This window comes from Saccharopolyspora spinosa NRRL 18395 (assembly GCF_000194155.1).
Taxonomy (GTDB): domain Bacteria; phylum Actinomycetota; class Actinomycetes; order Mycobacteriales; family Pseudonocardiaceae; genus Saccharopolyspora; species Saccharopolyspora spinosa.
The window spans coordinates 437,383-448,448 of record NZ_GL877882.1 but is presented as its reverse complement, the minus strand read 5'-3'; the positions used below and the strand labels follow the sequence as shown (position 1 = coordinate 448,448).

11 protein-coding genes and 4 pseudogenes are annotated in these 11,066 nt (G+C 66.2%); 11 read left to right on the top strand and 4 right to left on the bottom strand.

All coding sequences use genetic code 11. From position 1 onward, the window contains the following. The coding region (locus SSPN_RS61130) for a hypothetical protein (RefSeq protein ID WP_237710946.1) at positions 1-349 on the top strand (349 nt) is incomplete at its 5' end. Continuing rightward, positions 312-791 (top strand): hypothetical protein, encoded by a 480-nt coding sequence (locus SSPN_RS0137610; protein WP_010315192.1) that lies wholly within the window; start codon positions 312-314, stop codon positions 789-791. The genes SSPN_RS61130 and SSPN_RS0137610, both read left to right, overlap by 38 nt. Before the next feature lie 218 nt (positions 792-1,009). Here the strand turns inward: SSPN_RS0137610 and SSPN_RS63180 are convergent. Then, positions 1,010-1,212: pseudogene (locus SSPN_RS63180) on the bottom strand (transposase); the annotation flags it as partial. Between the two features lie 137 nt (positions 1,213-1,349). Here SSPN_RS63180 and SSPN_RS0137600 point away from each other — a divergent pair. From SSPN_RS0137600 to SSPN_RS0137565, 8 genes and pseudogenes are all read left to right on the top strand, one after another. Then, on the top strand, positions 1,350-1,796 hold the full coding sequence (locus SSPN_RS0137600) for an AAA family ATPase (RefSeq protein ID WP_083822330.1): 447 nt from the start codon (positions 1,350-1,352) through the stop codon (positions 1,794-1,796). A gap of 575 nt (positions 1,797-2,371) precedes the next feature. Next, positions 2,372-2,512, top strand: a pseudogene (locus SSPN_RS53110) (DDE-type integrase/transposase/recombinase); the annotation flags it as partial. A gap of 530 nt (positions 2,513-3,042) precedes the next feature. Beyond that, a pseudogene (locus SSPN_RS47890) lies at positions 3,043-3,402 on the top strand (transposase); the annotation flags it as partial. Positions 3,403-4,135: 733 nt separating this feature from the next. Beyond that, positions 4,136-4,564 (top strand): annotated as a pseudogene (locus SSPN_RS47885) (transposase family protein); the annotation flags it as partial. Positions 4,565-4,661: 97 nt separating this feature from the next. Next, on the top strand, positions 4,662-4,862 hold the full coding sequence (locus SSPN_RS0137585) for a hypothetical protein (protein ID WP_010315180.1): 201 nt from the start codon (positions 4,662-4,664) through the stop codon (positions 4,860-4,862). Between the two features lie 11 nt (positions 4,863-4,873). Then, positions 4,874-5,563, top strand: coding sequence for an SsgA family sporulation/cell division regulator (locus SSPN_RS61120; protein WP_237710944.1), 690 nt, complete (start codon positions 4,874-4,876; stop codon positions 5,561-5,563). Between the two features lie 23 nt (positions 5,564-5,586). Continuing rightward, positions 5,587-5,997 (top strand): hypothetical protein, encoded by a 411-nt coding sequence (locus SSPN_RS61115; RefSeq protein ID WP_237710943.1) that lies wholly within the window; start codon positions 5,587-5,589, stop codon positions 5,995-5,997. A gap of 1,031 nt (positions 5,998-7,028) precedes the next feature. Then, a complete protein-coding gene (locus SSPN_RS0137565) occupies positions 7,029-7,277 on the top strand; it encodes a hypothetical protein (protein ID WP_148272112.1) in 249 nt (82 codons plus the stop codon). A 160-nt stretch (positions 7,278-7,437) separates the two neighbouring features. Here SSPN_RS0137565 and SSPN_RS56045 read toward each other — a convergent pair whose 3' ends face one another. Then, the gene (locus SSPN_RS56045; protein ID WP_237710942.1) at positions 7,438-7,710 is read right to left on the bottom strand and encodes a hypothetical protein; all 273 of its coding nucleotides are present in this window, start codon (positions 7,708-7,710) and stop codon (positions 7,438-7,440) included. Positions 7,711-9,643: 1,933 nt separating this feature from the next. Between SSPN_RS56045 and SSPN_RS63175 the strand changes: the two genes are divergently transcribed. Further along, positions 9,644-9,964 (top strand): putative T7SS-secreted protein, encoded by a 321-nt coding sequence (locus SSPN_RS63175; protein WP_394378902.1) that lies wholly within the window; start codon positions 9,644-9,646, stop codon positions 9,962-9,964. A gap of 202 nt (positions 9,965-10,166) precedes the next feature. Here the strand turns inward: SSPN_RS63175 and SSPN_RS0137555 are convergent, their stop codons facing one another. Then, positions 10,167-10,394: a hypothetical protein gene (locus SSPN_RS0137555; RefSeq protein ID WP_010315167.1), complete on the bottom strand. Its 228-nt coding sequence runs from the start codon at positions 10,392-10,394 to the stop codon at positions 10,167-10,169. A gap of 109 nt (positions 10,395-10,503) precedes the next feature. Beyond that, positions 10,504-10,665: a hypothetical protein gene (locus tag SSPN_RS57320; protein ID WP_010315165.1), complete on the bottom strand. Its 162-nt coding sequence runs from the start codon at positions 10,663-10,665 to the stop codon at positions 10,504-10,506. Positions 10,666-11,066 lie beyond the last annotated feature (401 nt).

The following is an 11,066-nucleotide window of genomic DNA, read 5'->3' as shown; positions in this document are numbered from 1 at the left end:
GGCTCGGCTGCGCGTGGGACTGGCCCCGGGAGGAGTGACCCTGACGGTCACCCCGCACGGGCCGATCACGTCGGCGCCGCTGGAAGCCGGGCGGCTGCGGGCCGCCGTGCGCGACGCCATCTCTACACACGCCCCGCTGGCAGCACCGGGAGCCCGAACCCGGCATCGCCGCACCGCAACGCCGCTTTTCGGGGCGTCCTTCGCCTTCGGCGCCGACTACTACGCAGTACCCGCGAATGCCGCGCCCCGGCCATCGTCAACCGAGGAACAGGAAGACCGTCATGCCACCCAAACACGGAAGGATTCTGGGTATGCCGCCGCAGGAAGACGCCGATGCCCAGCGGCTTGACCTGGTCCGCGCCGCGGACTGGTACCGGCTGAAGTTGGGCTGGCCGGTGACCTTCGATGCAGTTCATCGCCGCTTGATCCTGCGCACCGGCGAGCCGCTCGACGCCGTCGTCCTGCCGGACTGGCCGGCCGACACGGTCGTCCAACACCTCGAACGGAACCTACAAGCAGGGCCGGTGTGGGTCGACACCACCACAACCTGGTGGACCATCCTCACCGAACCCCGCCCACGAGCACACGCCGACATCGCCCCGAAGTTGCGCAGCCGGCGGGTCCACGCCATCCCACGCGGCGGGCAGGTCATCGTTGCCCACCCACAGGACACCTGCCACTGGCGTCGTGCACCAGAACCCAGCAGCCGGCTCCCACCGTGGACAACCGTGATCACCGCAGCGAACCGCACCGTCGATCGCCCCTGCCAAGGCCCGCGATCACATCGCTGAACGTCCAGCGTGGGCGCGTCACATACCCGCAGCGCACGCTCCGCGAGGGTCGAGCCGCCCCAACGCGCCCCTCCACCGGGGCGGCTCCCCACCTCGCCCCCACGAACCTCGACACTGTCCAACTCGATCACGGTCAAGGCATCTGCCGAAGTGGAACCCGCCGGGCGCTTGGTCCATCACATCCCGGGTTGGCGGAGGATAAACCAGTCGCCGGACTAATCCCACGTCGAGGATGTGATGAACTGCTGCAACCGCTGGTGATCCACACCCAGCCGCTCCGCGATCGGCTGCATCGACTTCCGGCGCCCGTCCAGCATCACAGGCCACCATTGCGCCGCTGCTCCCGCCGGGAAAACGAGGTGAACACCTCACCCGCGAACCGCTCAAGACGGTCACGAACAGCATCCAATACAGCCGCAATGACCCCAAGATCACCCCACAGATGATCTACAAGTGACAAAGCCCTAGTAGCACTGACCGAACAGCCCCCGTAAGCTCAATGTCGAGCACTGCGGGACTGTAATTTTAACGGTGTAACTCCTGAGACTGCTGCTGCTGATGAGTACTGTGTTCCAGGCCCGCGGCGGGCAGCTTCCCCCCGAAGCGACGAGCTTTGTGGGTCGGCGGCGGATGTCGGCTGAGGTGAAGAAGCGGCTGTCGAGGTCGCGGCTGGTGACGTTGACCGGCCCGCCTGGGGTGGGCAAGACCCGGCTGGCCTTGCATGTGGCCCGGGGGGTGCGGCGGGCTTTCCCGGATGGTGTGTGGCTGGTGGAGCTGGCCCAGTTGCAGGATTCCGCGATGCTGGTGAGCGCGGTGACGGCGGCGCTGGAGGTGCCGGATCTGTCGGCGGGTGAGCCGTTGACCGCGTTGGTGGAGTTCCTGGCGGACAAGCGGTTGTTGATCGTGCTGGACAACTGTGAGCACGTGCTGGGGGCTGCCGGTTCTGTCGTGAGTGCCCTGTTGGGGTCGGCGCGGGGGGTGCGGGTGGCCTTTCCCTCGTTTTGAGCCCGCACAACCCACCCACCCAACTCCCCCAGAGAGAGCCCACTCCGCTGAACCCCCTTCCCCTTCCCGAACGCAGCACGCCACGCCTCCCGCCAAACATCTTTGTCAACTCCGCGACCCTGGGCATGCAGCCAGTTCCGTCCTTCGCCAGCCGTCGTGGCCTTTCCCTCGTTTTGAGCCCGCACAACCCACCCACCCAACTCCCCCCGCCGCTGCACCCGCTTCCCCGTCCCGGACGCAGCACGCCACGCAGCCCCCCAAGCGTTATCGTCAACTCCGCGACCCTGTGCACGCAGCCAGTTCCGTCCTGCCTCAGGCGTCATGGCCCCTCCCTCGTTTTGAGCCCGCACAACCCACCCACCCAACTCCCACCCGCCCCGTACCCAGCCAGCAACCCCCCTCCAGGCTCGACGCGATCAGCTTCGCCAAACGACCAACCCGAGGCTAGGGAAACAAAGTCACCGTGTTCACGTGCACAGCGCTTCGGGTACCCGGCCATTGCTCGCCTACGCACCCGACCTATGCGCGGAAAGCAGGCGGCCCCGCAGGAGCCGCCAAGGTGATCACCTGTGAAATGGTTGACCGATATCACCGAACACCCCACCAACGAGGGCAAGCTGTATCTGTGTGCGGTCAAGGACTGCTACTCGAACAAGATCGTCGGGTACTCGATCGACTCCCGCATGAAAACCCGGCTAATTAGGCGCACGCTAGATCTGCCACCGGCACGTTTGGGACACACCAGGACCCGACAGCACCCGTCCTACCCGCGAACAAATCGATGTTTCCGCAGCCCACGAGGCAGCCTCATATGTCCCGCCACGGTGCCCCAGGCGGGCCCCGACGGGACGCGTTGGACAGCAAACGCCTTCTGCCTCAACCGATTTCGGGAAGCAGAAGGCGGGTGGATAGTGTGCAAGTCCCCCTCGGACACAAAAACTGGTGAGATTTCCCCAGCGCGAAGAGTACTTGAACACCGTGTCGCGACGGCGCTGCAGCCGTCGCGACTTCCTCTGTCCGCAGGCGTGTTTTTTCCGGGTCCTCGCTGGTCACCGGGGCGGTGGCCATGCGTGAGCGGATCATCACGGGGCTGGTGCCGCCCACGATCACCGACCGCGGCTGCCCAGCCGACGCGGGGCGCGGCGAGGGCCACGGTCTGCCTCTCCCGGTCATCGCCCGGCACCGCGAGCTGCCGGTGACCTACGGGATGGCCCGGGTGGATCCTTCCGGCCGGGTGTCGGCCACGCCGGTCGACGCCGAGATGATCAAGGACCGGGCCGGGCTGCTGCTGATCAGTGACAAGGGGTTCGCCTCGAAGACCTTCGAACGATCACTGTCCGAACAGGGCATCACGCTGCTGCGCCCGTCGCGCAAGAAGGAGGTCCTGCGAGCAGGCGAGCCGATGCTCAAGAAAGTCCGCCAACTCATCGAGTCGGTCAACGACACCCTGAAGGGCCAGCTGGACCTGGAACAACACGGCGCCCGCACGGCCGAGGGCGTCAGCGTGCGCGTGGCCCAGCGTGTGCTGGCCCTGGCCGCCGCGATCTGGCACAACTTCCGCACCGGCCAGCCAGTCACTCGCTCACTCACCGCCTACGATCACTGATCGTATTCAGACTTACTCGTCTAGCTAGCTCCTCTGGGGGCTGCCGATCACGCCCTCCTGCACGCCCTCGGATGGACACCCGGCACCCGCTTGGACATCCGCGAGACGCGCGGCCTCCTTACTCGTCCGGCTCACCGTCGACGATGTCATCAGAGACGGTGATCAGGGTGCTGCTGCGTCTCGGCGACCCGCCCTCGCCAGTCCCCGCGCCGTTCGCGGAACTGCTCGTAGCGCTTCAGAAATCCTTCAGTGCTGCTGACCTGGGCGTTGTCCGTGGTCGGGCATGATCCCCGGCCAGTTCACCACGTCGTTCGAAGCGGTCCTCGCCGATGCAAGCATCCGCGTAGTCAAGACTCCCCCGCGCTGCCCGCGGGCGAACTGTTTTCCTGAACGGTTCGTGCGCACCGTCCGACCCGAACTCACCGACCGCCTGTTGATCTTCGGCGAACGGCACCTACGCGCGGCGCTTACGGAGTACATCCGACACTACCCACAACACCACGCCACGCAACCCGCCAAGCCTGATTTTCAACCCCGACCCCCTGTGTACGAAGCCATTTCCGTCCTGCCTCAATCGTCGTGGCTCGTCCCTCGGTTTGAGCCCGCACAACCCACCCAACCAACTCCTCCCGAGGGACCCCGGGCCGGTGAACCCGCTTATCCGTCCCGGACGCAGCACGCCACGCAGCCAGCCAAGCCTTATCTCCAACCCCGACCCCCTGTGTACGAAGCCATTTCCGTCCTTCGTCAGCCGTCGTGGCCCCTCCCTCGTTTTGAGCCCGCACAACCGACAGACCTGGACACCCTCGTGATCGCACTCTACGTCAAAATCGACGATGACCTGGCCGGTTCGGCTCGGCTGCCTGGTCGGCCACCCAAGCTCAGCCACTCCGAGTTACTGTGCCTGGCCGTCATGCAGGCGATGCTGGGCTTTCACAATGAGGCCCGATGGCTGCGCTACACCCGCACACACCTGCGGCATCTGTTCCCCTACCTGCCCGGACAGTCCGGGTACAACAAGCGCCTGCGTGCCGCACTGCCGCGGATCAAACGGATCATCCGGGTACTGGCCCGCGACACCGACTTCTGGCATGACACCGTGTGGATCACCGACTCCACCCCGGTGCCCTGCGGCATGTCCCGCCCCACCGTCAAGCGTTCACCGCCTGCGGACGAAGGCAGGGGGCGTGGCGATGCGTGATTTCCGGAATTGTGGCCCGGCGCGTCGGTCCGTGGCAGGGCCCGCGACGTCGTCGGCGGTGGGTTACCTCGTCGTAGCGGTCGGGACGCTGCCCGCCAGCGTGGCTGCCTGGTGGTCGGGCGAGCCGGTGGCCGGGTTGGTCGTGCTCAGCCTCGTCGTCGGCGGGTATGCCGCCGCGATCCGCAATGCCCCGGGTGCACTGGTCACCTCGGTGTTGGGCTGGTTGTTCCTGAACGGCTTCGCGTCGGGCGAGCGATGAAGGGGGACGTCATGGCCGATCTGGCATTCGTGGCAAACGATCACGGCACGGTGCTCGCCACCATGATCTTCAACCTGGTAGCCCCGGCGGGTGTGATCGCCCCGGTTGGTGTGGAGCTGCGGTACGACAGCCGGAATCCGTATGAGATCGCCATGAAGCTCAATGTGGGCGCGGATGGTCAGGTGGATTGGGTGATCGCTCGCGACCTGCTGGCCGACGGGCTGATCGCCACCCCCCACAGACGACGACACACCACCCTCAGCACCACACACCGGAGGCCGGGCAGTACGCCGCAAATCCGGCGCACCCTCCAAACCCGCCTCCCGCACCCTCACCGCCAGCTCTTCAGCACGCGCCCGCGCGGCCTCACCAGCCGCTTGCTCGGACAGACCATCTCGCGTTGCCCGATGCAGCGTGACCGCAACCTCATCCACCACCAAATCAAACGCCACCCGCTCCGGCGGCTTCACACCCACAAACACCGGACGAGCCATGCGCACCATCGTCAGGTTTCCGTCGCTTTCCGTAGTAATTGCGTCAAGACCCCTGGTCGCGGGTTCCTGGCGAGCTTGACTGGGGTGGTAACCGCCTGCGGACGAAGGCAGGGGGCGTGGCGATGCGTGATTTCCGGAATTGTGGCCCGGCGCGTCGGTCCGTGGCAGGGCCCGCGACGTCGTCGGCGGTGGGTTACTTCGTCGTAGCGGTCGGGACGGTGCCTGCCAGCGTGGCTGCTTGGTGGTCGGGCGAGCCGGTGGCCGGGTTGGTCGTGCTCAGCCTCGTCGTCGGCGGGTACGCCGCCGCGATCCGCAACGCCCCGGGTGCACTGGTCACCTCGGCGTTGGGCTGGATGCTCCTGAACGGCTTCGTGGTTCACACTCGCGGAGATCTCGCGTGGGAAGGCGTCAGCGACGCCGTACGGCTGGGCACGCTCGCGGGTGCCGCGCTCATCGGCGTCCTCTGCGGTTGGGTCGCGGTCCGTGCTCGCGAGCGGTCGACGGTCTCGATGTCGATTCCCACCGCTCGTCCTGCGCCGCGAGCCGAGCTGGTCGTGCCTTCGAACGACACGGCCCCGGCGCGGGAGGCAAGCGAGCCCTTGGCGGCGGCCCGCGGCGACCGCTGCGCACATCCAGTTTGATGTCGGGCGAGCGATGAAGGGGGACGTCATGGCCGATCTGGCATTCGTGGCGTTGACCATCGTGGTCTTCGTCGTGCTGCCAAATGAGCAACACCAGCCTCCACAACACCACGCCACGCCTCCCGCCAAGCCTTATCTCCAACCCCGCGACCCTGTGCACGCAGCCAGTTCAGTCCTTCCTTAGCCGTCGTGGCCTTTCCCTCCTTTTGAGCCCGCACAACCCACCCACCCAACTCCCCCCGAGGGACCCCACGCCGCTGAACCCGCTTCCCCGTCCCGGACGCAGCATGCCACGGCCCGCGCCCGCGGGGCTCGCCCCGGCGTTCGCCCGGCCGCACCGCAGCAAGCAGCGCATCCCACCCTGACCGGACGCACCGGCAGCCGCCGATGCCCTACGCGCCCAGCGCACCGACGCAGCGTCAAGCGGCGGCGTGGACGCCAGTGGTGAAGTCGTGATCGATCTCGCCTGCTACGCCGCCGCAGCCGTCGCCCGCACCACCCTGCCCCTGCCCGCCCCAGCCGAGAAGTCATAGCGAGAGAGGAAACCCAATGACAGCAACAAAAAACGACCCTGAACACGACCCTCGACGCTGCCCCATCCACACCAGCGCAGGCCAGTCTCTACCAGCAGCTGCGCGGTCACCTCGCGGCGCTCAAGCTGCACGCCGCCGCCGAAGCACTGCCCAGTGTCCTCGAGTCCGCGACCGCCGAGGGGGGGTTCGATGTTCCGCCCGCACCAGGAGCCCCACTGACCCTTTCCGGGTAAGCATCTGTGGCTCTGGGTAGTCGTCGTGGCTGCGGCTGGTGCGTGTGGCGGTGACACGCCGAAGTTGTTGTGATGCAAAGTTACCCGGCCGTTCCTGCCCGGAACCCACTACCCCATCGGAATACGCTGGCAGCGGTGCGCCTGGCCGGTCCGGCCCGGAACCTGGCACCTCTGGAACACCACGAGCCGACTTCCCGCCCGGCACACTGCCAACGGCACCCTCCTTACCTGGGGTCACCGCTGGTGAGTCCGGTGTCTGCGAGGCATGCACCCCCAGCGACCGGTTCCCAGGCACATCCACACCATGCGCTCCGGGCACCTGATCGCCACCGGCAACCGCACTGTACGGCGGCGGCGGTGTACTCGGCCGGTCCTGCTCGGAACCCACTACCTCAGCGGAATGTGCCGGCAGCGGTGCGCCCGGCCGGTGCTGCCCAGACCCCACGACCCCATCGGAATGTGCTGGCAGCAGTGCGCCTGGCTGGCGCTGCTCGGAACCCACTACCGTGTCTGAATATGCCGGTGGTGGTGTGTCCGGCCGGTGCTGCTCGGAACCCACTACCCCATCGGAATACGCCTGCAGCGGTGCGCCCGGGCGGTCCGGCTGATGACCTGACACCTCTGGAACGTCACGAGCCGGCTTTCCGCCCGGCACGCTGCCATCGGCACCCTCCTTACCGCCCTGAACGTCCTTGCCGTCCCGGCCCCGGCACCAACGCAACAACATCCCGCCCCACACCCCGCGCCAGAGCCGAACCCTGACCCGCCACCACACCCACACCCGCACCCGCACCGCCCTCGGCGATCAGCACCACAGGACCACCAGCAGAACCCGCAACACCACCCCGCACGAACTCAACCAACCCGCCACCAGACACCACATCCGCGGACACCACACCCGCCGGCACCAGCACCCGCACCGCGTCCACCGGCAAGCCCACCGGCAAGACCGCCGCTGGATCCACGAACGGGGCCGCCTCTCCAGCGGCCGGTTCCCGGGCACATCCACACCATGCGCTCCGGGCAGATCGCCGCCGGCAACGGGACTGTACGGCGGCGGCGGTGTCACCGGCCGGTCCTGCTCATGACCGGGCACGGACGGAGCATCACCGGCCGGGTCCGCGCCGTTGACGCTGCCACCGGCAACCGGACTGTACGCCGGCGGCGGTGTACCCGGCCGTTCCTGCCCGGAAGGCCTCATCCACCGTCAGCCCGCGCTGCCCAACACCCCCCACAGACGACGGCACACCCTCAACACCATGCACCGGCGGCCGGGCAGTACGCCGCACATCCGGCGCGCCCTCCAAACCCGCCTCCCGCACTCTCGCCACCAGCTCTTCAGCACGCGTCCACGCGGCCGCATTGGCCTCCTGCTCGGACAGACCATCCCGCGAGGCCCGATGACCACCAAGCCCGCACCGACACCCTCCGCCAAGCCACCACCGGCACCCGGCAACCGCTACGCTAACCACCACGCCCGAGTGGGGAATTTCAGCGAGCAACTCTGGCCAAGATCATTAAGCGGCATCAGAGGCGTTCGATCTCGGATCGCATGTCGGGCTGGGCGTAGAGCCAGGACCGGGAGACTGCAGCCGCTGTGGCGACAGTTTGGAAGGTGGCCGGCGTGCCGGACTGGTCAAGTTCGCATAGCGCTTTGATCGCTTTGGCCCATGCCAACTCGTGGCGCCGACAGGCGGCCGCGATGATCGGCTGGTGTTGTCAGGACGCATCGGGAGCCGCCTCTTGCTAGCCGGGATCGTCGGCCTCAAGCAAGGTGATGATCTTCTCCAGGTTGTCGTCAACCTGCCGCCACCGAATCCGGGACAGTGATCGCCCGCCACACCCTGGCGCCCGAGGGCGCCAGCGTTATGGTCCGCGACCACGGCCACGTCCTAGCGCTCGAGAAAGCCGCCCTGGACGCCACCACCACCGCGCGGCCGCACCGCAGCAAGCAGCGCATCCCACCCTGACCGGACGCACCGGCAGCCGCCGATGCCCTACGCGCCCAGCGCACCGACGCAGCGTCAAGCGGCGGCGTGGACGCCAGTGGGACACCACACCCGCCGGCACCAGCACCCGCACCGCGTCCACCGGCAAGCCCACCGGCAAGACCGCCGCTGGATCCACGAACGGGGCCGCCTGCGCCCCCTCCGCCGACGGTGTCGCCGAATCCGGCGACACACATCCAGACGATGCGAATCCCCACGCCCCGCGACCGAGTCCACACCGGAATCCGCATCGCGACCGGTCATTCCACTCGGCGACGCCGCTTGCCCCGCAGGCACACCACTATCAGGGTCCACAACAGACCCAGACCCGACAGCCTCCGGCAACGCGGCATCCGCAGGCGCACCCGAACATCGTCAAAGCCGCCCTCGTCATCCTTCACACCGAACACGACCGCACAACATGATCACCCACAGCGACCAACCGTTACCCGGAAAGGCTCACTGCGCGGGAAGGCGCGAACCAGCTTGCCCGCTGGGGAATTCGTGCCGCACGCACCCCAGATCTCCCTAGCGCTGGCACCGGTGAAGCGAACGCCAGCAACGTCGATGGTGTACGTCTCTGGTTGATCCTGGCTCACCGCCAAGGTCGACGCCGACTACGATCTTGAGGCAGTTGCTGGTGCAGCCACGCCCGCTGTCGACAGTGCACTAAAAGCAAGAACTGCCCCGAGCACACGCGCGCGGAGTTTCTTCAACATTAGCGCAGACCTTTCCAGTGGATCTTTCCGAATACCGGGCAGGATAACGATCACCGGAAACCCGCGCGACCGCGAACCTCCGAAATGGTGAAATTTAGCCAGCCACAATCGCGACAGTTACCACGACAACGGCCACACCTCAACAGACTGCAAAATTTTGACTAAAGTCGTCACTGAGGAAGGCGGATCCAAACTCGGGGATGCGGAGCGGAGAAGCCGCCTACCAATTTCGATCGGCCTTCGACGGCGAGTCGACCAAGTACCCGGCGACCGGCGACTGTTTCCACGCATCGAGTAGGGCGTTGGAGACCTACGCCTCTACGCTGACATGGGCTCAAGACCAAGCGGCCAAGGCGATGCCTGTCCCACCAAGACGCCCCAGATGGACTCCCGACTGGACAGGCGGAACAGCAAGCAGCTCCCTACCTCACCCGATGCCTGGAAAGCGAAGACGTGTAGTTAGCGTGCAAGTCCCCCTCGGGCACACTTACTAGTGTCCTGCGCTGGAAGTTCGTTGGGTGACGCGCAAAAATCCGATAGTCGGGTGGCTTCAGCCACCCGGCTACGGGGCCAAGCCACATCACTCACAACGAACACACGGTTTTATAAGCAGGAAGGTTCACCGCGCTACTCGAATTCGGGAAGATAGCCCTTTTGGACAGGCTATGCTGAGCGAAAGGGAGGCTGCGGCACGGATCACGCATCAAAACGCATGACCCGGAGCTCGAACGGTGCGGTTTCGATGAGCCGCTGAGCACGCCCGCCCGTCGGGCCGAAAAGCCGAATTCCATCGGTATCGTTCACGACCACCAACAGGTGCCCGACGCTCTCCCATCCCCGGGTGTCCTTTCTGCGCAGCCATATCAGTTTGCCCGGATTTGCGGGCTCTTCGCAGTTGAGCGGATTCTGTATCCAGGTGGTCACTTGTAGCGACAGCTGATTGTTGCGTTCTGTAACCGCGTCCTGGGGTTGGCTAGGCAGTACGAGGCACGCCCACCCGGCCCGTGATGCTCCTATCGACGAGAATCAAAGATCAATCGGGTAGGCGGATGCGCATGCTGAGCCGTGGGTAAGCCGCGACGGTTCTGCCCAGGGCATCGCGCGCCCGCATCCGCCTTCCCCGGTACCGCTTGTATTTCTGCACGATCCACCGGACCAGGTATTCATTGATCCGGTCCAGCAGCGTTCCCGGCACACACCCCCACCGCATCCAACGCGGACTTGCCCGGCCAATAGCCGTAGGAACTGGACTTTCACGACGAGTTCGCCATCCGCGAGCTCGCACTGTTCAGCGCCCGCTGCGGCCACCTCGCCACCTGGGACCTCCAGGATCTACTCGGCTCCCTCGCCGGCCACCCGGTAGACCTGCCCGATCTCCGCGCCGAATTCGAAACATTCCTCCGCAACGGCGCGAACCCGACGATGCGGGTGCGGACGCTACCGAACAGTTAGGGTTTGGCACGTTCGTGAGCAACACACGCACCATGACGCCGCGCTACCTGACCCACGAGATCGAACGTGCTGGATCGTTAGCCCGCCTCTTTCACAGGGCTGTTCGATGATCTTCGGTCTCAGTTTTATGGTCTTGCTCGTTGG